Below are 24,336 nucleotides of genomic sequence, written 5' to 3' on the forward strand. Positions count from 1 at the left end.
GATTTTCAAAATAATCTGCAAGATTTCCCGACGCCATTGCACAGAAGGGGACTGGTCCCCGATCTGAGCAACGCCATGTCCCATTACTTCGATACTGCCCATCGAGAAGAAATCGAAACCCTGCGTCAGCGCCTGACCGCTCGCACCGAGTGGCCGACCTGGCTGTTGCTGATCGGCGTGTATGGCGGCTGGTTCAGCCTTGTCTTGGCGAGTGAACGGTTGGGGGTGTGGTGCAGCACATTGCTGCTGATTCCGCTGGTGGTGCTGTGGTTGTCGGTGCAGCACGAATTGCTGCACGGGCATCCGACCCGTTGGCCATTGCTCAATAAAGTCCTCGGCTATGCGCCGTTCGCCGTCTGGTATCCCTACACCCTTTACCGCGACAGCCATTTGCTGCATCACCGCGACGAAGACTTGACCATTCCCGGTCGCGATCCGGAAAGTCGTTACCTCACGGCCGAGCGGTGGCAGGGCAGTTCGCTTTTTGAGCAAAGCCTGCACTGGCTGAACAAAACCGTGCTCGGGCGCTTTCTCCTGGGCGCGCCACTGGCCTTGCTGACGCTGGCGCGGGAAGAACTGCAACGGCTGAAAAAGGCTGAGCGACAGGCCTGGCTCATGTGGCTGACCCACGGTGCACTGACGTTGCTGATGCTGATCTTCATCGCGCGCTACAGCGTGCTACCGGTGTGGCATTACCTGTTGCTGATCAGTGTCCCGGCGCTATCGATTGCCATGATTCGCTCCTACTATGAACACCGTCCGCATGTGCAACCCGAGCAACGCACGGTCATCAATGAAGCCGCCTGGCCATGGCGCTGGCTGTTCCTGAACCTCAATTTGCACCTGGTGCACCACGACTTGCCAGGGTTGCCCTGGTACGACTTGCCCAAGGCCTACCGCGCACGTCGTGAGCAATGGCAGGCGCGCAGCGGCGGATTTGTGCTGCAGGGTTACGGACAGTTGTGGCGACAGCATGGAGTGAGGGCCATCGATAGCCCGAGGCACCCATTTCACTGATTTTTCATGATCCACATCTGACCCCTGTGGGAGTGAGCCTGCTCGCGATGGGGGCGTACCTTTCACATTGATGTTGCCTGAAACACCGCTATCGCGAGCAGGCTCGCTCCCACCGGGGAATATGGTTGTATGGGAAGATTTCGATGACACAACACATCGCTGAACTATTGATGTACGTCGCCCCCGAGCCGATCCTCCAGGCCAACGAGCGCTGGCTGGCGCAGATCATCGAGCAGTTGGGCGTCACCCGACTCAATGCCGAAGGCCTGTCGCTGATGGACCTCTGGTTGTCGCCGCAATTGCTGCTGACCCAGACTTGCGGTTATCCGCTGATGACTGCGTTGCGCGGCAAGGTCCGGGTCATTGGTCGGCCGCGTTACGAACTCCCCGACAGCACCGGCGGCAACCATTGCAGCCTGCTGCTGAGTCGCACCGATGACCCACGGCGGACGTTGTCCGACTGGCGCGACAGTCGCGGCGTGATCAACGGCGAAGACTCCAACAGCGGCATGAACCTGTTGCGGCATCGCCTGGCGCCGCTGCATCGCGACGGGCAATTCTTTTCCAGTGTCGCCATCAGCGGTAGCCACCGCGAGAGCCTGCGCTGGTTGCGCGAAGACCGGGCGGACCTGGCGGCCATCGACAGCGTGACCTTCGCCTATCTGGCGCGACATGCCGCGCAAGAAGTCGCCGGATTACGCATCGTTGCCCGAAGCGCGTTCAGCCCGACCTTGCCGTACATCACGGCTTTGGGCGTTACGCTTGAGCAGGCGGAGCAGCTGCGTCAGGTGATGAATCAGGCTTTGAAGAAGTTGCCTGACGTTGTTGAGATCCTGGGGCTGCAAGAAGTGCTGCCGGCCACTGAAAGCGACTATCAGATCGTTCTCGACTATCAGCGGGAAGCTGAAGCGTTGGGATTCGGGCGATTACGTTAAATTTCCAAATAGAATATAAAAATGCTTTTTAAGTATTATTAAAGAATAAGGCTCCTTGCTAGGATCGCGCCACCGGATCACCGGACATTCAGCGACCCCTAACCTTGGAGCCTCTATGTCCGGCACCGACGTATCCCATCGCAACCACATCGACAGATTGTTCCGCGCCCATTATTCCTGGCTGTGCGCACACTTGCGCCGGCATCTGGGCACCAGCCCCAGCGTCGAAGACATCGCCGCAGAAACCTTCGTGCAACTGCTGCAATCCCCAGGCCTGACACCGATTTGCGAACCTCGAGCCTTGCTCACCACCATCGCCCGCCGTTTGATCTATCAGCTCTGGCGCCGCCGGAAACTGGAACACCAGCACCTCGATCAGTTGCAACTCGACGATTACCCATCCGTGAAATCGCCTGAGGAGCTGGCGCAACTCAGCCAGGCATTGCAGGGCCTCGACCAGACGCTGGGACGCTTGCCGGGCAAAGTCAGGGCGACCTTCCTGTTGTCACGCGTCGACGGCCTGACGTACCCGCAAATCGCCGCTGAACTGGGCATTTCCCAGCGCTCGGTCAGCGTCTATATGACCCGCACTCAGGCACTGTGCGACCGGCACAGCGCCAACCAACCCTTGAATGCCCTGACCTGGAGGTCCGCATGAGATCGATCAAAACCCTGCTCGGCAGTTCGCTGTTGGCGCTGAGCCTTGTAGCTACCCACGTGTCGGCCACGGAAAAAGCCGCGCCGATTCACTTTGGCGATATCACGTGGGAAAGCGGCAGCCTGATCACCGAAATCCTGCGTCTGATCGTCGAGAAAGGCTATGGCTACCCGACCGACACGTTACCGGGCAGCACCGTCAGCCTCGAAGCCGCGCTGGCCAAGAACGACATCCAGGTGATCGGCGAAGAGTGGGCGGGGCGCAGTCCGGCGTGGGTCAAGGCGTCCGCCGAGGGCAAAGTGTTTGGTTTGGGAGACACGGTAAAAGGGGCCACCGAGGGTTGGTGGGTGCCGGAATACGTGATCAAGGGCGACGCGGAACGTGGCATCAAACCCCTGGCGCCGGAATTGAAATCTGTCGCCGACCTGGCCCGCTACAAGGACGTGTTCCGCGATCCCGAAGACCCAAGCCGCGGACGCTTCCTCAACAGCCCGACCGGCTGGACCTCGGAGATCGTCAACAGCCAGAAACTCAAGGCCTATGACCTGACCGCCAGTTACGTCAACTTCCGAACTGGCTCAGGCGCGGCGCTGGATGCGGAGGTTGCGTCATCGATTCGCCGCGGCAAACCGGTGTTGTTCTACTACTGGTCGCCGACGCCGCTGCTGGGGCGCTTCAAACTGGTGAAACTCGAAGAACCGGCCTTTGACGCCGAAGCGTGGAAGACACTGGCCGATGCCAACAACCCCAATCCCAAGGGCACCCGTTCCATGCCGGCGAGCTTGGCCATTGGTGTGTCCGCACCGTTCAAGGCGCAGTATCCGGACTTGGTGGCGTTCTTCGAAAAAGTCGACTTTCCGATCGATTTGCTGAACAAGACGCTGGGACAAATGAGCGAAAAACGCCAGCAACCACGTCAAGTCGCCGAAGCGTTTTTACGGGATCAGCCGCAGATCTGGAAGGGCTGGGTGCCGGGGGAAGTGGCAACCAAGGTGAGTGCGAGTTTGTAGTTTTTCCTGATGTTCTTGCGATGAATGAGCGACTGCATCGCGAGCAGGCTCGTTCCCACAGTGGATCTGCTGAGCGCACAAAATTTGTGTAAGCCTCAGATCCCCTGTGGAAGCGGCGATGTCGCGGTCTACACCAACTCGGCAGCCAACGCCGCTTTCACTGCTGGCCGCTGCTCAACTCTGTCCTGAAACCGCACCAACGCCGGCCACTGATTCAAATCAATCGCAAACAGTGGTGCCCAGCGCAGCACCGTAAATAGATACGCATCGGCGATGCCGAACCCGCCCGTCAGCAAATACTCTTGCCGCCCCAGCGTTTCGTTCAACACCGCCAATCGCTTGAACAGCTTCTCTTTGATCAGCGCTTTTACCGCCTCCGGAAACTGCGAATTGAACAGCCAGCCCAATCCGCCATGAATCTCTGTCGAGACGAAGTTCAAGCACTCTTGCAACCGCACCCGCTGGAACGTCCCGTTCGCTGGCGCCAGGTTCGCGTCCGGTCGCAGGTCCGCCAGGTATTGCAGGATCGCCGGGCCTTCGGTCAGCACGTCGCCGTTATCCAGCAGCAACGCCGCGACGTATCCCTTCGGGTTGATCGCGAGGAAGTCATCGCCCTCAACGGTCTTTTTGGTGCGGTTATCAACGCGGATCAATTCGAATGGCAGATCCAGTTCACGCAGCACGATATGCGGCGCCAGCGAGCAGGCTTGGGGGGCGTAATACAACTTCATCGGGACGGCTCTGGTTGGGGATTTACGCCAGTGTCATAGTGCGCGGTGCCCTCGGTAAAATTACTCTTTCAGAACACAGCCATAAGGAAAGCTACTGCCATGATGAATCTGATGCATTGGCGAATGGTGGTGGCGGTGGCTGATACCGGCAACATCACCCGGGCCGCCGAGCGCGTTGGCATGACCCAGTCAGGGGCGAGTCAGGCGTTGGCCTTGATTGAAGAAACATTGGGCGTTCAACTGTTCAGTCGGGAGAATCGCCAAACGTTGCCGACGGCCATCGGCTTGCCTGTGATCGAACACGCACGAACGATGCTTGGAGCCCTGGAAAATATTCGCAGCAGCGTCGATGCCGCCAAAGGCATTCAGCGCGGCACGATTCGTCTGGCGAGTTTCCCCATGGTGCTGGCAACGTTTCTGCCGCCACTGTTACGCCGGTTCAAACGGCTCTATCCCGGCATTGAGGTGGTGGCGCTTGAGGTCAGCGACGATGAAGTCGAAACACTACTCGACACCGGTCTGGTGGATGTTGGCGTGGTGTTGAACCCTGCTCCAGAGCGTAACGCCAGTCATTTGGGGCGTGATGCCTGGATGGCCGTCGTGCCGGGCGGCCATCCTTTTGCGCGCCGTTCGAATGAGGCCGGCATTACCCTCGCGGAGTTGGCTCAGGAACCTTTTGTATTAGCCACGGGCGGTTGTTCAACCAACGCTCGCAGCCTGGCCGCAGAGGCCGGCTTGCAGTTACGTGACATTCGGGTCGAGGTCCGGGAGTGGAGCAGCGCGTTCACGCTGGTGCGGGAAAACATCGGCGTGACGCTGGTGCCCGAATTGACGTTGCCCGCTCATCGCCAAGGCCTGCGCGTGATGCCAGTCCACCCGCGTATAGAGCGCGAGTTTGCCTTGGTGGTCGCGCCGACCCGTAAACCTTCAGCCGCCGTGCAGGCATTGCTGAACATGCTGGCTGAACCGATTTTGTCCTCAATACTGGCCGACTAGTGGCCTTGCGCCTTCGCAGCGGCTGTCTACGCTGACTTGTAACCGACTATGTCGGTGGCGATAGCCAATAACACTGCAAACGTGCGCAACCCACGGCACCACACTGAACAACAAGGAGCTGTGCGCTAAAGGGAATTGCTGATGAAACCGTTAGGGCTGGCCCGGTTCCGGGCTATCAAGAGAAGGATGTCTTGATGAGAGCGCTACTGCATGGACTCTCCGATTGAACATCATTGATCACCTGACATTTCCTCCCGTGGAGGAACGCGTGTGCCTGTACCAAGAAACAATTTGGTAGATCCGTTGAAAGACCGAAGAACTTTCATCAATCAAAAGAACGCGCTGAAGGTGATACGACCATGTTTAACCTACATCACAAGGCTGACCTGCAGGAAATCCAACGATTCAGTTGTGCACTGAGCGAAGCCAACGCCAAGTTGGCGGCGGTCAGCCGCTCGATGGCCATGATTGAGTTCACCCCGGAGGGCATCGTGCTCGATGCCAACGACAACTTTTGCCGCGCAATGGGTTACAGCGCCGAAGAAGTTCGCGGCAAACATCACCGGATCTTTTGTGAAGAAGCGTTCTACCGCAGTGAGGAATACGCGAAGTTGTGGCGGGACCTGGCCCGTGGCGAACCCGTCGGCGGCACGTTTTTACGGCTGAACAAGCAAGGCAAGGAAGTTTGGCTTGAGGCCAGTTACATGCCGGTGTTCGGTCCCGACCGCCAGGTTAAAAGTGTCATCAAAGTCGCTACGGATATTTCCGACAGGGTTTACAAGGAACACGAAGAAGAAAGCATGCTCGCCGCGATTGGCCGTTCCATGGCGGTGATCGAATTCACCCCGGAAGGCAAAGTCATCACCGCCAACGACAACTTCCTGAAGACGATGCATTACTCGCTCAACGAAGTGATCGGCCAGCATCACAGCCTGTTCTGCCACCGCGCCGAATCCGAGTCGCAGGCGTACAAGGCGTTCTGGGCTTCACTCAATCGCGGCGAATATCACTCGCACCGTTTCGAGCGCAAAGACAAGCACGGGCATACGGTGTTCCTCGAGGCCTCTTACAACCCGTTGTTCGATGCCAAGGGCCGTTTGTACAAAGTGGTGAAATTCGCCAGCGACATCACCGAGCAAGTGACGACGCTGCAGACCGCAGCGGAGTCGGCCCACAGCACCTCGGTGCAAAACGACGCTTGCGCGCAGAAGGGGTCTCAGGTGGTGCAGCAAACCGTGCAGATCATCCAGGACATTTCCCGGGACCTGAACGAAGCGGCGCAGAGCATCGATGCGGTCAGCAAGCAGTCGGACATCATCGGCACCATTGTCCAGACCATTCGCGGCATCGCCGACCAGACCAACTTGCTGGCGCTTAATGCGGCCATCGAGGCCGCGCGGGCAGGCGACCATGGACGCGGGTTTGCCGTGGTGGCCGACGAAGTTCGCAGCCTTGCGGCACGCACGAGTCAGGCGACGGTGGAGATTGTCGACGTGGTGCGCAAGAACCACGATTTATCGATGAGCGCCGTGACGAGCATGCAATCGAGCTTGAGCCGAACCGGTCTGGGGGTGGAACTGGCAAACGAGGCGGGCGAGGTGATTCTAGAAATTCAGCAGGGCTCGCGGCACGTGGTGGATGCGATCAGTCAGTTTAATTCGACGTTGCAGATCACCTGAATCGCGGCAATGCCTTTGTAGGAGCCGCACGGCTGGCTCCTACAAAAAGTCCCTGTGTCTTCAAAGTGAAGCAAGGAATTTGTCGACCACCTGAGGCGTGTCTTTTGCAGTGCTGCTGTCGCCAGCTTTTGCGGTCGACGCCAGCTTCATCTTGTCTTCCATACGCTGGGCGATCTCTTTGCTAACGGCCAGTTGTTTTTCTGGCGGCATGGCTTTGAGGTCTTCTTCGGTGATGCCCATCTCTTTCAGGATGCTGTCGTGCATACGCTGTTCCGGCGTCTTGCTCATGTAGTCCTTGAAGTCGGCCATGGCCGTGCTGTCAGTGGCTTTGGCTTGAGCGTTGGCTGGCAGCTTGGCAGAGTCGGCGGCTTGCAGCGCGACTCGGGTTTTGGCGAAGGCTTCATTGACGTTGTCGCTGATTTTGCTGGCCTCGCTGACTTGCTGGGTAGCCTGTCCAGTGGCGGACGACTGAACCTGCGCCTGCCCATTGGTTTGAAAGGCTTGAAACATCGAGTTCTGAACGCCGCTCTGCAGCCCGGCCGCCACTTCGGCTGCCGGGTCTTTGCCGAGCTTCTTGGCCAGGGGAATAATCTGCGCTTGTTTTGCACTGACAAACATGACGGATAAACCTGCAGGTAATGACTGACCTGAGGACCCGAGCAATTAGCGTGCCGTTGTCCCGGACCCGTGTTTGCCGGGCCTGGAGGGACAGGTTGCACGGGGAGGGCGGTCAACGTTTGCCGCTGGGCGGCAGCCATCGACCGCCGGCGTCTCAGCGGTGCGCGATGTTTTCCAGCGCCAGGTTGCGGGTGCGCGGGCCAAACCAGCCGATGGTTAACATCACGATCAGCATGCTGGCGACAATGAACGCCAGCACGCCCGGCGTGCCGAAGTGTTCGAGGAAAATCCCGATCAGCAAACTGCTGAACACCGTCGACAATCGGCTGAACGAATAACAGAACCCCACGGCACGGGCGCGAATGTTGGTGGGGAACAATTCACTTTGATAAGAGTGATAACTGAAGCTCAGCCAGGCGTTGCAGAAGGTGATCATCACTCCGCAAAAGATCAGGCCGAAGGCGCTGGTCTGCATCGCAAACAGCGTACCGAAGGTCATTGCACCCAGTGCCGAACCGACGATCTGCCACTTGTTCTCGAAACGGTTGGCAAACTTCACAAACAGCAGCGGCCCGAGCGGGTAGGCGAGGGTGATGATGAAGGCGTACATCAAGCTGTGCGTGACACTCACGCCCTGACCGGAAAGCAGCGCCGGCAGCCAGTTGCCGAAGCCGAAGAAGCCGATGGCCTGGAACACATGGAAGACAATCAGCATCAGCGCCCGACGACGATAGGGCGGCTGCCAGATGTCGGCGAAACGGCCAGGGCCTTGAATGTCCACGGCGGCCAGTTCCGGCTCGTCCAGCGGCTTGCCCTGATCTTTCACGCAGCGCGCTTCGATGACATCGACAATCGCGCTGGCCTCCTCGAACCGGCCATGCTGGGCCAGCCAGCGCGGCGATTCCGGCAACCGTGAACGCAGCCACCAGATGAACAGCGCAAACACCGCACTCGCCAACACCACCCAGCGCCAGCCGGACACACCGAACGGCGCTTGCGGCACCAGCCACCACGACATCAACGCCACCGCCGGCACCGACAGAAACTGCACGAAAAAGGCGAAGGCAAATGCCGAACTGCGCATGCGTTTAGGCACCAGTTCCGAGAGGTAGGCGTCGATGGTGACCAGCTCGATACCCAGCCCTATGCCCACCAGAAACCGCATGCAGATAATGCCCAGCGCCGAACTCTGAACGCCCATTGCCACCGTCGCGACGGTGTACCAGATCAGCGCAAAGGTGAAGATCGCGCGGCGTCCGAAACGGTCGGCCAGTGGGCTCAGCAAGCTCGCGCCAAGGAACAGTCCGAGAAAGGTTGCCGAGGCGAATGCTGCCTGGTCGGAGAAACCGAACACGCCCTGACTGCCGGTGGCGAAGATGCCGTCGCGGATCAGGCCCGGGCTGATATAGGCCGTCTGGAACAGGTCGTAGAGTTCAAAAAAACCACCGATCGAAAGCAGCGCCACCAGGCGCCAGAGGGTTGCGACGGCGGGAAGCCGGTCGATGCGGGCAGAAATCTGCGCGGCGCGAACGGGGTCGATGCCGTCTGTTTGAGCGACGGCTGGGGTAGGCGCAGTCATGGGCTTGTCCATTTCTTATTGATGGAGAAGCTTAGCCTGCTATCGGAATCAATGGTTGTGAATCTCGGCGGCTTTGCACCGAGATTCGCCTGGTTATTGCAGCGGATGTTTGGTTTTTAGTGATTTGTAGCGCAGGAGCCGCTCAAGGCAGGCCGTTGCAGCCGTATTTCAGGAAGCCGGGACGTTGTGCCAGTCGTTGAAAATACTCGTCGATGGCCGGGTAGTCAGGACGTTCCATCGGCGTCATCAGCCAGCGATTCACGGACAAGCCGATGACGATGTCAGCCAGGGTGAAGCGTGGTCCGGCGACATAGGCTTTGGTGGTTGCGAGCTGATGTTCGAGGATGCCCATCTTCTGGTTCCAGCCGCGTACGCCGGCGGCGATGTGATGCGGGTCCTGGAACTCCGGGTCTTTGCGTACCAGTGCCGTGAACGCATAGCTCCAGGAGCTGTTGAGTTCAGTGGCTTGCCAATCCATCCACTGCTCCACCCGAGCGCGTGCGGCCGGTTCGTGCGGCAGCAAGTCGGTATTGTGGTGTTTGCCGGTCAGGTAGCGGCAGATGGTGTTCGACTCCCACAGCACGCCCGCCTCATCGATGATCACCGGGACCTGGGCATTGGGATTGAGCCTGAGAAACTCCGCCGTATGGGTCGACGCATAACCGCCGCCCCAGTCTTCTCGTTCGTAGGTAACGCCCAGTTCCTCACAGGTCCACAGAACTTTTCTGACGTTGATGGAGGAGGCTTTACCGAGAATTTTCAGTGCATGTTCCATTGAGCTACTCCGTTAGCGATTCGACGCTTCAGGAATCTAACAGACATTTTCAAACAGGACTGTATTGCGCCGATGCGGGTTGAGCACAGATGCACCGGAGCACTATCAAGGTTAGTTGAAATCCTGTGGCGTAGCGGACTGAGCCGAAAGACCGGCATTGCTCACTGTGCCTGCAGTCCGGTCCAGATCGGCGTTGAGCAGGCACTCGGGATGTCGTGAGAGACGACCGGTTGTCTGAGGAGCCAGCCTTGCAGTTGTTGGCCGGCGAACACCGGCGTTGATTCAATGCACTCACCCTTGGGCGCAACCGCGACCTGGTCCACCGACACAAACAGCGGCCCCGGAAGATCAAAGACTGTTCTGGACTGGCTCACGAGGCCCGTATCCTTGCTGGCAAAACAGGCGTTTGTGCGACCGCTGAGGTCGGTCGTCATGACGCTGACCTCGTCGCGGCTGGCATGCCCGACGCTCATCACCATCGCGGGTCCATCGACCTGTGGATGAGCGGCAAGGCAGCTTTTGATAGCCGGCATGAAACGAGGGTCGGTCAGAAAGTGAGTCCAGTCGTCCGGCTCCGGGTCTTGCGCCTGAGATGCCTGGCCGAGCGAGAGCGCCAGCAGTGAACAGATGAAGATCGTTTTGCGCATAAGGGGCAGCCGCGAATGTCATTTCGCGGATTCTGCACTCGACACTGATGACGCGCCGGCAAAAGGTGTTTCGAAATACGGCGGCAATCAGTGTGTGGAAACGATCAACCGCCTCAGGTGCTCTCGCGTACCTTCAACTCAAACCCCATGTCCTGCACCGGTTTTGCCACCGAATTGCCGGCCAGCAGCGTCAACATCAACTCCGCCGAACGGCGGCCAATGGCCTCGCGCGGAGTGCTGATGCTGCTCAGGCGCGGCACCATGTGCGCCGAGGCGGGGAGGTCGTTGAAGCCGAGAATGGCCACTTGCTCGGGGATTTTGATCCCGCAGCGCATGGCTTCCAGCAGCGCGCCCTGCGCCAGGTCGTCGTTGCCGAAGAAGATTGCATCGACATCCGGATGAGCGGCCATCAGCTGCAGGAACAACTCGCCACCCAGACCGACGGAGGAGGCGCGCGGTGTCAGTATTTCCAGATCCGGGTCATACAAGCCGGCCTTTTGCAGCGCCTTGCGGAAACCTTCGCCACGCAACAACGTGCGTTGGTCCAGCTGCGCGCCGATGTAGGCCAGGCGTTTGCGCCCACGGGACAGCAAATGCTCGGCTGCCGTTTCGCCGGCCGCGAGTTGCGAAAAGCCCACGCAGTTCACGCCCGCCGCACTGTCCAGTTCCATCATGTACACGCACGGGATGTTGCTTGCCTCGATCATCCGCCGAGAACTTTCAGTGCGGTCGAAACCCGTCAACAGCAAACCGCGCGGCTGATACGCCATGTAATTGCGCAGCAGGTTTTCTTCTTCATCGCGCGAGTAATGGAAGTTGCCGATCAGCACTTCGAAGCCCTTGGGGCGTAAAACCTGATGAATGGCTTCCAGCGTATCAATGAACAGCAAGTTGGACAGCGACGGCACCAGAACCACTACCGAATGGCTCTGGGCCGAGGCTAACGCGCGGGCCGCAGGGTTGACCACGTAGTTGAGTTCAAGCGCCGCTTTCTGCACTTTTTCCACCAGTTCGGTGGCCACTGTGCTGACACCGCGCAAGGCGCGGGAAGCAGTAATCGGGCTGACACCGGCCAGGCGTGCGACTTCGTTCAAGGTCGGGCGGCCAGTGGTGCGCGTATTTTTATCGTTTTTAGGGGAGTTCATCGGACGGCTTGCCAAACAAAATTCGAGGCACTAAGGTAGCGCTGTCTCGATGCAGCTGCAAATGCGTGAGCGGGGTTTGCCTGATCCCCGCTTTTTGGCATTGGGAACGAACATGCTGCAACCCACAAAAATGACAAGAAGGCGTCGGCAACTTCTGCTTTTGCTCTAGTGTCATAACTGGCAAAGGTAGCGCTGTCTGCGCGCTGAGGTGTTACATGAATCATTCCATCACCGCCCTGGTTATCATGGGCGTTGCCGGTTGCGGCAAGACTTGCGTCAGCGAGGCCTTGTGCCAACTCAGCGGCGCGACCGCCATTGAAGGCGACACTTTCCACCCTGCCGCCAATATCGAAAAGATGAGCGCGGGTATCCCCCTGAACGACGAAGACCGTGCCGGCTGGCTCGACAGCCTGTGCGATGAACTGCGCCGCGTCGACGCCAAGGGCGAGCGCCCGGTGCTGACCTGCTCGGCCCTCAAACACAGTTACCGCGAACGTCTGCGCAGCGCCTTGCCTGGCCTGGGCTTCGTTTTTCTTGAGCTGACTCCGGAAGTTGCCGCTGATCGTGTGTCTCATCGGCCGGGCCACTTCATGCCATCTACCCTGATCGACAGCCAGTTCGCCACGCTTGAATCGCCCGTCGGCGAGCCCCTGACCCTGGCTCTGGACGCGTCGAACCACAGCGTCGAGCAATTGGCGAAGCAGGCGCATGTCTGGTGGCTGGAACACGGCCTGAAACTCGCCGTATGAGTCGGGCCAGAAAAGACAGCGCTGTCCTTATGGCGTGCGAATTACCCGCTTTAATAACAACAACAACCAGGAGACACCCCTAATGTTTGGCATGTCCCACGAGACGTTCCTGCTGCTCGATGCAGTGGTCACGGTGATCGGGCTTATTGTCCTGATCACCAAGTTCAAGCTCCACCCGTTCATTGCCCTGATCATTGCCGCCGCATTCCTCGGGCTGACCTCCGGCATGCCGATCGGCACCATCATCAAGGCGTTCCAGGACGGCTTCGGTGGGGTGCTCGGTTTCGTCGGGATCATCCTCGCGCTGGGCACGATGCTCGGCAAGATGATGGCCGAGTCGGGCGGGGCGGATCAGATCGCCCAGACCCTGATCCGGGCGTTCGGCAAGGACAAGGTGCAGTGGGCCATGATGTTCGCCGCGTTCCTGGTCGGCATTCCGCTGTTCTTCGAAATCGGCTTCGTGCTGCTGATCCCATTGGTGTTCATCGTCGCCCGGCGTACCGGCGTGTCGATCATCAAGATCGGTATCCCGCTGCTGGCCGGTCTGTCTGCCGTTCACGGCCTGGTTCCGCCGCACCCGGGTCCGCTGCTGGCCATCGGCGTGTTCGGTGCCGACATTGGTAAAACCATTCTCTACGGTCTGATCGTTGCGCTGCCGACGGCGATTATCGCTGGCCCGATCTACGGCACGTTCATTTCCAAATACATCCCCGGCCATCCTAACCAGGAACTGGTTGACCAACTGGCTCGCGAGCCGGAAGCGGCCGAGCTGCCAAGCTTCGGCATCACCCTGGTCACCGTGCTGCTGCCGGTGTTCCTGATGTTGCTCAAGACCTTTGCCGACGTGGTGCTGCCGGAAGGTAACTTCGCGCGCTCCTTCATGGACCTGGTCGGTCACCCGATCTCGGCGTTGCTGTTGGCGCTGCTGCTGTCGCTGTACACCTTTGGCCACAAGCAGGGCATGGGTTCGAGCAAGATTCTGAAGTTGCTCGACGCCAGCCTCGCGCCGACTGCCGCGATCATTCTGATCATCGGTGCCGGTGGTGGCTTCAAGCAGATGCTGGTGACCAGCGGCGTGGGTGACGTGATCGGCCACATGGCTGTGAATGCACAGATTTCGCCGATCCTGCTGGCGTGGCTGGTGGCGGCGGTGATTCGCGTGGCGACTGGTTCTGCGACCGTGGCGACCATTACCGGCGCAGGCATCGTGGTACCGGTGGTGGGGATGATTCCGGGTGTGAACCGTGAGCTGCTGGTGCTGGCCACCGGTGCCGGTTCGTTGATCCTGTCTCACGTCAACGACGCGGGTTTCTGGCTGGTGAAGCAATACTTCAACATGACCGTGGCGGAAACCTTCAAGACCTGGACCGCGATGGAGACCATCCTGTCCATCGTTGCGCTGGGCTTTATCCTGCTGCTGTCGATGTTCGTCTAAACACACTGTCGCACTGATCGTACCCACGCTCTGCGTGGGAACGCATCCCGTGACGCTCCGCGTCACAGTGGACGCGGAGCGTCCATGGCGGCATTCCCACGCGGAGCGTGGGAACGATCAGGTACAAAAAAACCGCATCGCTGCGGTTTTTTTGTGTCTGCTTAATCGATCAGGCGTTGGCTTTGCCGACCAACCCATCCGCACGGAACATCGCGCGAATCCCGCGCACGGCCTGACGAATCCGGTCCTGGTTTTCGATCAGCGCGAAGCGCACATGATCATCCCCGTATTCCCCGAATCCTACACCCGGCGAGACGCAGACCTTGGCCTCGGCGAGCATCTTCTTGGCGAATTCCAGCGAGCCCAGGTGCGCATACGCCTCGGGAATCTTCGCCCAGACGTACATCGAGGCTTTCGGGTTCTCGACCATCCAGCCCAGTTCATGCAGGCCTTTGACCAGCACGTTACGCCGCTGCCGGTACTGCTCGGCGATGTCTTTGACGCACTGCTGATCGCCTTCCAGCGCAGCAATGGCCGCGACCTGCAGCGGAGTGAACGTGCCGTAGTCGTGATAACTCTTGATCCGCGCCAGGGCGTTGACCAGTTCGGCGTTGCCGACCATGAAACCGATGCGCCAGCCCGCCATGTTGTAGCTCTTGGACAGGGTGAAAAACTCCACCGCGATGTCCTTGGCGCCCGGCACCTGCATGATCGACGGGGCTTTCCAGCCGTCGTAGACGATGTCGGCGTAAGCCAGGTCGTGCACGACCAAAACGTCGTACTGTTTGGCGAGGGCGATCACGCGTTCGAAGAAATCCAGCTCCACGCATTGGGCCGTGGGGTTGGACGGGAAGCCGAGGATCATCATTTTCGGTTTCGGGATCGAACCACGAATGGCGCTTTCCAGTTCGGCGAAGAAGTCCACGCCAGGAATCAGCGGCACCGAACGCACTTGGGCGCCGGCAATCACGGCACCGTAGATGTGAATCGGATAGCTCGGGTTCGGCACCAGGACTGTGTCGCCCTGATCCAGCGTGGCCAGCATCAAATGCGCCAGGCCTTCCTTGGAACCGATGGTCACGATGGCTTCGCTTTCCGGATCGATATCGACCGCGTAGCGATCCTTGTACCAGTTGGAAATCGCCCGGCGCAGACGCGGAATGCCTTTGGACGTCGAGTAACCGTGGGTGTCTTCGCGCTGGGCGACGGTCACCAGTTTTTCGACGATGTGCGGCGGGGTCGGGCCATCAGGGTTGCCCATGCTGAAATCGATGATGTCTTCGCCACGACGACGGGCGGCCATCTTCAGCTCGGCAGTGATGTTGAATACGTAAGGGGGGAGTCGATCTATGCGCGCAAAGCGGCGCGGCGAACCTGGGTTGGCCATTGTTGCCTCGAATAACGTGAGCGCCCGGAACCGTCCGAGCGACGCTGGCCACTGCGGTGGCCTGTTGCGGAAGATAAGGGCTGGTATGGCACACTGTCCAGCGACTCTGTAAACAAATTTGTCCGAAGGAAATCGGTTGATGGAATTTACCAGCGGCTTCTTGCTGAGCCTTTCGCTGTGCCTGGATATCGGCGTGGCCAACATCGCGATGATCACCCTGGCCATGCAGCGCGGCTATTTTCAAGGCTTTGCGCTGGGGTTGGGGACCTGTGTCGGCGACCTGATCTACGCAGTGCTGGCGCTGGCGGGCATGACGGTTTTGCTGCAGTACGAAACCGTGCGCTGGGTGCTGTGGATCGGTGGCTCGGCGTTGCTGGTGTATTTCGCAGCGAAGATGATCTACTCGGCGATTCACCATGAGGCGGTGCTGGCGCAGTCTGCGGACGTGGGGCAGAACTCCCATCGCAAGGAGTTTTTTCGCGGCATCTTCCTCGCCATGTCATCCCCCAGCGCCATTCTGTGGTTCGCGGCAGTGGGCGGCACCTTGATCGCGCGCTCCGGGGGCAGTGGCGCCCTGAGTTCGGTGTTGTTTCTCGGCGGGTTTCTCTGTGCTGGCGTGCTCTGGTGCGTCGCGTTGTGTTTCGCCGCGAGTCATGGCGGCAAGTTGCTGGGCGACAAACTGCTGCGCTACTCCTACATGGCATCGGCGGCGATCTTCTGCTATTTCGCGGTCTACGTGATTCTATCGGGCTACAACGAGTTTATTGGCTCGGGCGCCGTCGAGCAGTTGCAGGCCCTGTAAGTGGGCGAATCGGCTCGGGCTTCTATACTCCCAGCCGAACCCACTTTTTTCGTCTCAGGAGTTGAGTCATGGATGAGCAAGAAGTCGTAAAACCGGCCGATCCACGCATCGAACATGGGCACTTTTTGCTGATTGCCGGTTTTGGCGGGCGATTTACCCAGGACACTTCCAGGAAAATCCCCGAACTCTGGGAAAAATTCATCCCCGAGATCGGCAAGATTCCCGGTCAAAAAGGCGAAGTAACTTACGGCATCTGCTGCAATCCGGATGGCAAAGGTGGTTTCGAATACATTGCCGGCGTGGAAATCAGCAAGCTTGATGACCTGCCCGACAAATACCGTTGGGTCGAGGTTCAGCCCCAGCAATATGCGGTGTTCGAACACAAGGGTTCACTCGACACTTTGCCCGGGACTTTTCAATACATCTGGAAAACCTGGTTGCCCCAGTCCGAGTATCAGGCGGTGGACGCGCCGGAATTCGAACGCTACAGCGAAGACTTCAACCCGAAACTCAACACCGGAAAGCTGGAAATCTGGCTGCCGATCAAAGAGCAATGAGCGCATCGAGAGGCGGACCAAACGTCCGCCTCTCGATGTTACTTGCCTCGCTTCATCCGTCGCGCCCGCATCAGGTCAATCGACAACGTGACAAACCCAAACGTACTGATGCCCAACAGCATAAGAAGACCGATCTGAATGCTGCTCATGGTGTGTTCCCCGATTGATGTCCACAGACAGGCAACAGCAATAATCCGAACCGACCCGCAATAACAGCGCCTATACGCAGGCTTTACGGCGCCGGCGGTGATCGATATGAACACCTTATTAATCTATGATTCCAAGCCTTCTCATTCGCTGATTCCGAGCTGCCATGAACACCGTCATCCGCCACGTCATTCCTGCTGACCTGGACCGTTGCTACGCCATCGAAACCGTCGCCTACGAAGGCGACGAAGCCGCCACCCGGGAAAAAATCGCCACCCGCATCGCCACCTGGCCAGAAGGGTTCATCGTTGCCGAAGTCGACGGTGTGGTCGCCGGTTTCATCAATTCCGGTGCGGCGTTTGAGGTGCAAATGTCAGACGAAGCCTTCAAGGAACTGATCGGCCACGACCCGGCCGGCCCGCAAGTGGTGATCATGTCGGTGGTGGTGCACCCGGATTATCAGGGGCAAGGTTTGGCCAAACGGTTGATGGGAGAATTCATCGAGCGGATGCGTGGGCTGAAAAAGACCCATATCCATTTGATGTGCAAGGAACGGCATGTTCCGCTCTATGCCGGATTTGGATTCGCCTACATCAAGCCTTCGGATTCCGACCACGGCGGCATGGCGTGGCATGAGATGGTGTTGGCGCTGTAACCCATCTATCAAACAGCGCAGACCCCTGTGGGAGTGAGCCTGCTCGCGATAGCGTTGGGTCAGTCACGAATGATGTCGTCTGACACACCGCTATCGCGAGCAGGCTCGCTCCCACATTAGTCAGGTGTTGTGTCCGTGAAGGCTGTCGCTCAGCCTTGCAGGCTTCGGCTGCTGAGCAAGCGCCTCAGAAAACCAGACTCATGCGCCGTTCATAGCCGATCCGGCCCTTGTAGGCTTCGCCGCTGTCGACCCAGCCGAATTTCACATAGAGCGCGATGGCGGCTTCGTTGTCTGCGTCCACCGATAATTCCAACGCATTTATCTCTGGAAACGCCTGGCGCGCCACGTCGGGCAAGGCTTGCAGGCAGGCCTTTCCATAGCCTTTGCCCTGAGCCCGCTGATCGACTTGCAAGGCGTGCAGGGTAGCGCTGTGTTCGTCGGCCCACGCCGGCAGCACCGGCGGACGCTTGAGCAGCAGGAAGGCGACAGGCGTTTCCTCGGCCAGCAAGGCAAATCCCTTGACCCCGGGGCCGGGTTTGGACAGCAGCGAGTGCAGGGCGCCGTGGATGTCGCCCGAGAACCTGATTTGCGCTTTGTGAACTTCGATGGCCTCGATCTGCTGGCGCTGAAGCGCGTTCAGGCTTTCATAAGGCACGAGTCGGGTTGTCACTGGAGTGTCCTTTTTCCATCAAAAAACAGGTTTCGGATTCTAGCGAATTTGCGTTCGTGGATTATTTTTATTTCAACGGTCGATTTGGCGTCAGGTCAGACGACTAAGGGTGTATTCAAGCTGAAAACCACGGAGATCCACCATGAACGCTACTCACGAAATCGAGACCCTGATCGAAAACTATCGTCAGGCCGTCATCGGCAAGGATGTCGACAAGCTCATGCCCCTGTATGCCGAGGACATCGTCTCCTACGACGCGGTCAAGGCCTTGGAATTCCGGGGTAAAGCCGCCTATCGCGCGCACTGGGAGGAGTGCATGGAAATGTGCCAGGGCGCGCATAAGTTTGATTTCAGCCACATGAACATCGTGGCCGACGAGCACATCGCCTTCGCCCATTGGCTGGCCCATTGCGGCGGCACCAATGAACAGGGTGAAACCCAGGCCTGCTGGATGCGCGTCACCGCCTGCTACCGCCGCGACGCCGGGCAATGGCGCATTGTTCATGAACATTGGTCGGCCCCGTTCGACATGACGAGCGGCAGCGCACTGTTCAACCTTGAACCCTGATCGTCGGGTTGTTTATCGGGAAGCCGCGCGAAAACACCCATCTGCGGCCATAGTTGATCAGTTCGATCCGGGAGAGTCCAAATGAAGTATCTATGCCTGGTCTACAGCAACGAACAGGCGTTGCACTCCTTGCCCGACAGCCCTGAGGACGCCGAGTGCCTGGCCTACGCCGAGTCGATCCAGGGCAGTGGGCGGATGCTCGCGGCCGAGGCGCTGGAGTCGGTGCAGACCGCGACCACCGTGCGCATGCGCAACGGCAAGCTGTCGATCACCGACGGTCCGTTCGCCGAAACCAAGGAGCAATTGGCCGGCTTCTACCTGATCGATGCCAAGGACCTCAATGAAGCGATCCAGGTCGCCGGCAATATTCCGGCGGCCCGGGTCGGCAGTGTCGAGGTCCGTCCCGTTCGCCAGTTGAATCCCTGAATAACAATCAAAAGAACCAGGAGAGCCCATGAGTCCGCAAGCCGTTGACCGCAAACCTGCCGCCTACGAGTTGTCCATCAGTCGCCTGATTGACGCGCCGCGCCGCAAGATCTTTCGTGCGTGGACTGAACCCGCCTTGCTCGCCCAGTGGTGGGGGCCACACGGAATGACCACACCTGAATGCGAAATGGACCTGTGGGTCGGCGGCCAGTTTCGTACCTTGATGCGTGCCCCGGACGGCACCGAGTACCCGACCATGGGCGTGTTTCTGGAAATCGTCGCGCCTGAGCGGCTGGTGTTCACCGACGCGTTTATTCCTGGCTGGATTCCGTCGGGCAAGCCGTTCATGTCAGCCGAAGTGACGCTTGAAGACCGCAACGGCCAAACCTTCTACACCGCCCGCGCCATGCATTGGTCCGAAGACGATCGCCAGGCTCACGAGGCCATGGGCTTTCATGATGGCTGGGGGCAAAGCCTTGATCGGTTGGTAACGTTGGTGACTGACGGCATGCCGGACTGATGCCTGACAGTTCAGTCACCGCTCGGGTCGAGCAGGTCTACCGCGAAGACTCGCGGCGGATTCTGGCGACCCTGATCCGTTTGCTCGGCGATTTCGACCTCGCCGAAGAGGCGATGCACGAGGCCTTTTTCGTCGCGGTCGAGCGCTGGCAGCGTGACGGCGTGCCGGACAATCCGCGCGCGTGGCTGGTGTCGACCGGGCGTTTCAAGGGCATTGATGTGTTGCGTCGGCGCGCGCGTTTTGCCGCCTCGAAACCGCTGTTGATCGCTCAACTGGAGGCGCTGGAGCAGGCCGACTGGAGTGATGAAGACGTGGAAGATGATCGCTTGCGGCTGATCTTCACCTGTTGTCACCCGGCATTGTCGGCGGACGCCCAAGTGCCGCTGACCCTGCGCGAAGTCTGCGACCTGACCACGGAAGAAATCGCCCGGGCCTTTCTCTCGGCACCGGCGACCATCGCCCAGCGCATCGTGCGGGCGAAAGCGAAAATCCGTGACGCGAAAATCCCTTATCAAGTCCCGACGCTGGCGGAATTGCCCGAGCGCCTGGACAGCGTGCTGCGGGTGATTTACCTGGTGTTCAACGAAGGCTATTCGGCGTCGGTCGGCGCTGAAGTGACCCGTGAAGAGCTGACGCGCGAGGCGATTCGGCTCGGGCGTTTGTTGCTGCAATTGCTCCCGGAATCGGAGGTGATGGGGTTGCTGGCCTTGATGCTTTTGCACGAGTCGCGGCGCCGGGCCCGGACGTCGGCAGACGGTGAGTTGGTTGTGCTGGATGAACAGGATCGCTCGTTGTGGGATGCCCAAATGATTGCCGAAGGCTGCACGCTGGTGGAAGCGGCGCTGAGCACCGGTCGGTTCGGGCCTTATTGCCTGCAAGCGGCAATTGCAGCGGTGCACGCCGAGGCGCCCACGGCGGCGGAGACTGACTGGCAGCAAATTGTCGGCCTGTATGACGTGCTGTTGGCGGCGGTGCCTTCGCCGGTCATTGAATTGAACCGCGCGGCGGCGATCTCCAGGCGTGACGGTCCGCTGGCGGGGCTGGTGTTGGTCGAGGGGATTCTGGATCGCGGCGAGTTGCAGGACTACCACTTGGCGCATTCGGCACAGGCGGAGTTTTGCCGGCAGTTGGGGCGAGTCGAAGAGGCGCGGGCGGCTTATGAGCGGGCGCTGGAGTTGACGCAGCAGGAGCCGGAGCGGCGGTTTATCGAGGCGCGGATCAAGGCGTTGAAGTGAGGTGATTTCTCGGGCCCCATCGCGGGCAAGCCCGCTCCCACAGTGGAACGTAGCGGCCACAAAATGTGTGTACACCACCCATCCCTGTGGGAGCGGGCTTGCCCGCGATAAGGTCCGCAGGACCTTCACTCCAGCATCTTGCCCAGCAACCAACTCCCCGCCGGCCCCGGCGGACGTAACCGCGACCACAGCGCATCGACGAACACCGGTTTCGGCCAGCCGCGCACGTTCAACTCCTGCAACGTCCCCGGGCCAAACCGCTCCACCAGCCAACGCGGCAAGGGCGCCCAGCCAAATCCACCCTGGGCCATTTCCAGCAGCATCAGGTAACTCGGCGCCGACCAGACACGTCCCTTCGCACGGCTTTCATAGGGATTGACGATGGTCGCCAGCCGTAACTCCCGGTGCTGTTGCAACACGTCCTGATCAATACCGCTCAGCGTCGCCAGCGGATGCGTTGGGGAGACGAACAGCGCGATTTCGGTCTTTTCCTCAACCGTCGAGCTGACCAGGTCCGGCGGGTAACTGTCCTGTTTTTCCGCGAAGGCGACATGCGCCCGACCGCGTTGCACCAGCGCCACCAAGTCATCGCATTCAGCGATCAGGCATTCAAGCTCCAGGTCCGGGTAACGCTGGTCGAACGCACTGAGCGCCGCTTCGAACCGGTCGGACTGATAGGTGTCGGAAATCGCCACCGTCAGCTTCGGCTCAACCCCTTGCGAGAGTTGGCTGGCGGTCATTTCCAGGCGGCTGGTGGCGGCGAGGATTTCCTCGGCCCGCTGCAGCATCACGTGCCCGGCCGGCGTCAAGCCGGGTTTGCGGCTGCTGCGGTCGAAGAGGGTCAGGTTCAGATCGATTTCAAGACTGGCCACCGCCGCGCTGATGGTCGACTGACTGCGCCCCAGCTTGCGCGCCGCCGCGGAGAACGAGCCTTGCGTCGCCGCCTGCACGAAGGCCTGCAACACTTCTTGAGATGCCATGAACTATCGCCTTGATCGATGGTTAATGGTTATGAAGTATCGACGTGAGGACGGATCATGGCAACCACAGTCACTCAGGGAGTCCTGATCATGAACGTCAACAAATCCATCACCGAGCGAATCTTCCAGGCCATCGGTTTCGAAGTGCTGGCCATCCTGATCTGTACGCCACTGCTGGCGTGGATCATGGATAAACCGATGCTCGAGATGGGCGTCGTCACCGTGGTCATCGCGGCATTGGCGCTGGCGTGGAACGTGGTTTTCAACGGCCTGTTCGATCGCGTGCTCAAGCGCTTCGAGATCGCGCACACCGCGTGGGTGCGGGTCGTCCATGCGCTGCTGTTTGAAGGCGGACTGGTCGTGGTCGGGGTGCCGTTGATTGCCTGGTGGCTCAACGTCAGCCTGTGGCAGGCGTTCCTGCTGGACATCGGCGTGCTGCTGTTTTTCCTGCCCTACACCTACGTGTATCACTGGGTGTATGACGTGGTGCGTGAGCGGGTGGTGATGCGCAGTGTTTGCGAGGGGTGAACGGTCGAGCGGGTGTTCAAGCCAGACCGCTCAACTCAAGGCCTGTTATCGGGACATCGCGGATGAATTGGCGTCCCGCTGCTGAAGCACAACACATCACCTGTGGGAGCGAGCAGGCTCACTCCCACAGGGGTTTTGCATTAGACGTGGAAGTAGCCGACGCAGCTATCAAACGGCAGACGCTTGAGCTCGATCTTGTTCAGGTCCAGCACTTCGCGCAGGGCTTTGGTTTCGCCCGGGAAGTTGCGGTAAGCCACTTCGTCCAGTACCACGATCGCGCCTTTTGGCATGTACGGCAGGAAGGTTTCCAGCGCGACCTTGGTCGATTCGTACAGGTCGGTGTCGAGGATCAGCATGGCCACGACCAGGTCCGGGCGGGTCTTGACCCATTCCGGCACGGTTTTGACGATGTCGCCTTTGACCAGTTCGCAACGCGGGATACGGTTGACCGGGCGCAACAGGTCGTTGGCGTCGATCATGTCCTGGATCAGCGACTGGTCGGTGTCGGAGAACATGGTCTCGTTGACGTCGGCCGGGTCTTCTTTCTTGTCGATGCTCTGGAAGCCTTCGAACGTGTCGAAGCCAATGATCGAGCGGTTGATCGCGTACGGTTCAAGAATCATCGACAAGTGCATGTACAGCATCAGCGAGTTGCCCTTGTACACGCCGCACTCGATGATCGCGCCCGGTACTTCTGCGACTTTCTTGAACAGCTCCATGCGCGACAGCGCAGCGGTCACGCCGATGCGGTTGGCGAAGACGAACGGCGCGTCGGCCACGTACTCGGCATCGACCCGTTTGAGAACGTTGGCACGGGTTTCGTTGTACTGGGCCTCTGCGGGCGTGATGCGACGCTTGGTCATTGCTGGATTCCTTGGAAATTCGAAAAGTCGTGGGCGTGGAAATAATCTTTGAAACCGGCGCCGACATCAGGGCAAGCGCTGTCGACGTTGATCGCGCCGCGCTTGTGCTTGAGGTCGTCGAGGTGCATCAGGCGGAAATCCACGCTGAAGCGGGTTTGATTGGTGTGGTTGGCGACCGTGCCGTGCAGGTGCGAACCAGAGAAAATCAGCATCTCGCCAGTGTTGCCGGCAATGCGCACTTCGGACGCGGTGTTGATGTCTTCCAGCGGCACCGGGTGCACGCGGACTTCCTCCTTGAGGTTGTCCTTGGCCTTGTGCCGCTGGTTGCTGATCCAGTCGTTGAGGCTCCATTGGCTGGAGGTGTTCTTCACCGGCACGTCGAAGTAGCCGGCGTTGATCATCATGGTCTGGTCGGGGCGAATGGTGTGCACCGGCATCCAGGTGTTGATCTGGCAATCGACGCTGCCGTACCACGTGTCGCGATGCGGTTTGTAGGCATAGCTGACACCGGCGTGCAGGTAGTCATAGTTGGGCACCACGCGAATGCGCGGCACGTCGAAGATGTATTCGCGCGGATCGACGCCGATCTCGTCGATAAACGCCAGGATCAGGTCCTTGGCGCGCTGGCTGTTGGTGAACTGGCCTTTGAGGCGCGTCACCAGGACCACGAATTCTTCCACCGGCATCAGCGTGTGCAGCGCCTGGTGATTAGTCTCGCCGTCGAAAGCGGCGGTGATGCTTTCCTGAGCGAACGCACACAACTCTTTGGCCGCGCGCAGCTGGGTGTTCAGGAAGATGTCGCCGGCGTAGATGGCTTCTTTGAAGTCAGCTTTTTGCTGAAGCTGATTGATGTACAGATTCACGATTCCACTCCTGAATGCATCGAGTCTCTTAAGAGTCGGCCACACGTTAGCAAACTGAAGAGCAATCAGGCTGGCGGCGGATCAATAAAAGCGAAAAGCGCTGAATCTTCGACGAAATGCATTGTCGGGACAAAAAAAATCCCTGTGGGAACAGGTTTGCC

At 59.4% G+C, this 24,336-nt stretch carries 26 protein-coding genes and 2 pseudogenes; 17 read left to right on the plus strand and 11 right to left on the minus strand.

Translation table 11 applies throughout. The features are described 5' to 3' along the window. The first annotated feature begins 75 nt into the window (after positions 1-75). The 4 genes from QRN31_RS18930 to QRN31_RS18945 all read left to right on the plus strand — a co-directional run bounded on the left by QRN31_RS18930 (position 76) and on the right by QRN31_RS18945 (position 3,620). Positions 76-1,017 (plus strand): fatty acid desaturase, encoded by a 942-nt coding sequence (locus QRN31_RS18930; RefSeq protein WP_285433739.1) that lies wholly within the window; start codon positions 76-78, stop codon positions 1,015-1,017. A 143-nt stretch (positions 1,018-1,160) separates the two neighbouring features. Next, positions 1,161-1,952: a phosphate/phosphite/phosphonate ABC transporter substrate-binding protein gene (locus QRN31_RS18935; RefSeq protein WP_285433740.1), complete on the plus strand. Its 792-nt coding sequence runs from the start codon at positions 1,161-1,163 to the stop codon at positions 1,950-1,952. Positions 1,953-2,067: 115 nt separating this feature from the next. Then, the gene (locus tag QRN31_RS18940; RefSeq protein WP_285433742.1) at positions 2,068-2,610 is read left to right on the plus strand and encodes a sigma-70 family RNA polymerase sigma factor; all 543 of its coding nucleotides are present in this window, start codon (positions 2,068-2,070) and stop codon (positions 2,608-2,610) included. Then, positions 2,607-3,620, plus strand: coding sequence for an ABC transporter substrate-binding protein (locus QRN31_RS18945; RefSeq protein WP_285433743.1), 1,014 nt, complete (start codon positions 2,607-2,609; stop codon positions 3,618-3,620). Before QRN31_RS18940 ends, QRN31_RS18945 begins: the two co-directional genes overlap by 4 nt. A gap of 128 nt (positions 3,621-3,748) precedes the next feature. On the opposite strand, the gene gstA is transcribed toward QRN31_RS18945, so the two are convergent. Continuing rightward, on the minus strand, positions 3,749-4,351 hold the full coding sequence (gstA, locus tag QRN31_RS18950; protein WP_285433744.1) for a glutathione transferase GstA: 603 nt from the start codon (positions 4,349-4,351) through the stop codon (positions 3,749-3,751). A gap of 99 nt (positions 4,352-4,450) precedes the next feature. On the opposite strand from gstA, the gene QRN31_RS18955 reads away from it, so the two are divergent. From QRN31_RS18955 to QRN31_RS31660, 3 genes and pseudogenes are all read left to right on the plus strand, one after another. After that, complete coding sequence (locus tag QRN31_RS18955) at positions 4,451-5,347, plus strand: LysR family transcriptional regulator (RefSeq protein WP_285433746.1); 897 nt, start codon at positions 4,451-4,453, stop codon at positions 5,345-5,347. A 464-nt stretch (positions 5,348-5,811) separates the two neighbouring features. Then, positions 5,812-6,483 (plus strand): annotated as a pseudogene (locus QRN31_RS31655) (PAS domain-containing protein); the annotation flags it as partial. A 123-nt stretch (positions 6,484-6,606) separates the two neighbouring features. Then, positions 6,607-7,026 (plus strand): annotated as a pseudogene (locus tag QRN31_RS31660) (methyl-accepting chemotaxis protein); the annotation flags it as partial. Positions 7,027-7,086: 60 nt separating this feature from the next. On the opposite strand, the gene QRN31_RS18965 reads toward QRN31_RS31660, so the two are convergent. The 5 genes from QRN31_RS18965 to gntR all read right to left on the minus strand — a co-directional run bounded on the left by QRN31_RS18965 (position 7,087) and on the right by gntR (position 11,790). Next, positions 7,087-7,644, minus strand: a complete 558-nt coding sequence (locus QRN31_RS18965) for a hypothetical protein (RefSeq protein WP_285433748.1) — start codon at positions 7,642-7,644, stop codon at positions 7,087-7,089. A 154-nt stretch (positions 7,645-7,798) separates the two neighbouring features. Beyond that, positions 7,799-9,223, minus strand: a complete 1,425-nt coding sequence (locus QRN31_RS18970; RefSeq protein WP_285433749.1) for an MFS transporter — start codon at positions 9,221-9,223, stop codon at positions 7,799-7,801. 142 nt (positions 9,224-9,365) lie between these two features. Beyond that, positions 9,366-9,998 (minus strand): glutathione S-transferase family protein, encoded by a 633-nt coding sequence (locus QRN31_RS18975; RefSeq protein WP_285433750.1) that lies wholly within the window; start codon positions 9,996-9,998, stop codon positions 9,366-9,368. 161 nt (positions 9,999-10,159) lie between these two features. Beyond that, complete coding sequence (locus QRN31_RS18980) at positions 10,160-10,645, minus strand: hypothetical protein (RefSeq protein ID WP_285433752.1); 486 nt, start codon at positions 10,643-10,645, stop codon at positions 10,160-10,162. Between the two features lie 113 nt (positions 10,646-10,758). Continuing rightward, positions 10,759-11,790: an HTH-type transcriptional regulator GntR gene (gene gntR / locus QRN31_RS18985; RefSeq protein WP_285433754.1), complete on the minus strand. Its 1,032-nt coding sequence runs from the start codon at positions 11,788-11,790 to the stop codon at positions 10,759-10,761. 215 nt (positions 11,791-12,005) lie between these two features. Here gntR and QRN31_RS18990 point away from each other — a divergent pair, with 215 nt between their 5' ends. Together QRN31_RS18990 and QRN31_RS18995 are read left to right on the plus strand one after the other, a co-directional pair. Next, complete coding sequence (locus QRN31_RS18990; protein WP_285433756.1) at positions 12,006-12,539, plus strand: gluconokinase; 534 nt, start codon at positions 12,006-12,008, stop codon at positions 12,537-12,539. An 82-nt stretch (positions 12,540-12,621) separates the two neighbouring features. Continuing rightward, positions 12,622-13,974 (plus strand): GntP family permease, encoded by a 1,353-nt coding sequence (locus QRN31_RS18995; protein ID WP_259153066.1) that lies wholly within the window; start codon positions 12,622-12,624, stop codon positions 13,972-13,974. 169 nt (positions 13,975-14,143) lie between these two features. Here the strand turns inward: QRN31_RS18995 and alaC are convergent, their stop codons facing one another. Further along, positions 14,144-15,361: an alanine transaminase gene (gene alaC / locus QRN31_RS19000; RefSeq protein ID WP_259153065.1), complete on the minus strand. Its 1,218-nt coding sequence runs from the start codon at positions 15,359-15,361 to the stop codon at positions 14,144-14,146. Positions 15,362-15,500: 139 nt separating this feature from the next. Between alaC and QRN31_RS19005 the strand changes: the two genes are divergently transcribed. From QRN31_RS19005 to QRN31_RS19015, 3 genes are all read left to right on the plus strand, one after another. Further along, positions 15,501-16,163 (plus strand): LysE family translocator, encoded by a 663-nt coding sequence (locus tag QRN31_RS19005; protein WP_285433760.1) that lies wholly within the window; start codon positions 15,501-15,503, stop codon positions 16,161-16,163. A 68-nt stretch (positions 16,164-16,231) separates the two neighbouring features. After that, positions 16,232-16,720, plus strand: a complete 489-nt coding sequence (locus tag QRN31_RS19010; RefSeq protein WP_285433762.1) for a GyrI-like domain-containing protein — start codon at positions 16,232-16,234, stop codon at positions 16,718-16,720. A 313-nt stretch (positions 16,721-17,033) separates the two neighbouring features. After that, entirely contained in the window at positions 17,034-17,522 is a 489-nt protein-coding gene (locus QRN31_RS19015) for a GNAT family N-acetyltransferase (protein WP_285433764.1), read from the plus strand. A 184-nt stretch (positions 17,523-17,706) separates the two neighbouring features. Here QRN31_RS19015 and QRN31_RS19020 read toward each other — a convergent pair whose 3' ends face one another. Then, on the minus strand, positions 17,707-18,192 hold the full coding sequence (locus tag QRN31_RS19020; protein WP_285433766.1) for a GNAT family N-acetyltransferase: 486 nt from the start codon (positions 18,190-18,192) through the stop codon (positions 17,707-17,709). 142 nt (positions 18,193-18,334) lie between these two features. Between QRN31_RS19020 and QRN31_RS19025 the strand changes: the two genes are divergently transcribed. From QRN31_RS19025 to QRN31_RS19040, 4 genes are all read left to right on the plus strand, one after another. After that, the gene (locus tag QRN31_RS19025; RefSeq protein WP_285433768.1) at positions 18,335-18,760 is read left to right on the plus strand and encodes a YybH family protein; all 426 of its coding nucleotides are present in this window, start codon (positions 18,335-18,337) and stop codon (positions 18,758-18,760) included. 81 nt (positions 18,761-18,841) lie between these two features. Then, positions 18,842-19,186: a YciI family protein gene (locus tag QRN31_RS19030; RefSeq protein WP_285433769.1), complete on the plus strand. Its 345-nt coding sequence runs from the start codon at positions 18,842-18,844 to the stop codon at positions 19,184-19,186. Positions 19,187-19,214: 28 nt separating this feature from the next. Further along, positions 19,215-19,706, plus strand: a complete 492-nt coding sequence (locus QRN31_RS19035) for an SRPBCC family protein (protein ID WP_285433770.1) — start codon at positions 19,215-19,217, stop codon at positions 19,704-19,706. Further along, positions 19,706-20,941: an RNA polymerase sigma factor gene (locus QRN31_RS19040; RefSeq protein ID WP_285433772.1), complete on the plus strand. Its 1,236-nt coding sequence runs from the start codon at positions 19,706-19,708 to the stop codon at positions 20,939-20,941. The genes QRN31_RS19035 and QRN31_RS19040 overlap by 1 nt, the downstream gene beginning before the upstream one ends. A 125-nt stretch (positions 20,942-21,066) precedes the next feature. On the opposite strand, the gene QRN31_RS19045 is transcribed toward QRN31_RS19040, so the two are convergent. Then, on the minus strand, positions 21,067-21,921 hold the full coding sequence (locus QRN31_RS19045) for a LysR family transcriptional regulator (RefSeq protein WP_285433774.1): 855 nt from the start codon (positions 21,919-21,921) through the stop codon (positions 21,067-21,069). A gap of 90 nt (positions 21,922-22,011) precedes the next feature. Between QRN31_RS19045 and QRN31_RS19050 the strand changes: the two genes are divergently transcribed. Next, positions 22,012-22,449, plus strand: a complete 438-nt coding sequence (locus QRN31_RS19050) for a multidrug/biocide efflux PACE transporter (protein WP_285433934.1) — start codon at positions 22,012-22,014, stop codon at positions 22,447-22,449. A 140-nt stretch (positions 22,450-22,589) separates the two neighbouring features. On the opposite strand, the gene QRN31_RS19055 is transcribed toward QRN31_RS19050, so the two are convergent. Then, complete coding sequence (locus QRN31_RS19055; protein WP_007946102.1) at positions 22,590-23,312, minus strand: TylF/MycF/NovP-related O-methyltransferase; 723 nt, start codon at positions 23,310-23,312, stop codon at positions 22,590-22,592. Beyond that, positions 23,309-24,175 (minus strand): 2OG-Fe(II) oxygenase family protein, encoded by an 867-nt coding sequence (locus tag QRN31_RS19060; RefSeq protein ID WP_285433776.1) that lies wholly within the window; start codon positions 24,173-24,175, stop codon positions 23,309-23,311. The genes QRN31_RS19055 and QRN31_RS19060 overlap by 4 nt, the downstream gene beginning before the upstream one ends. Positions 24,176-24,336 lie beyond the last annotated feature (161 nt).

Origin of the sequence: Pseudomonas sp. fls2-241-R2A-110 (assembly GCF_030209165.1) — a bacterium.
GTDB lineage: Bacteria > Pseudomonadota > Gammaproteobacteria > Pseudomonadales > Pseudomonadaceae > Aquipseudomonas.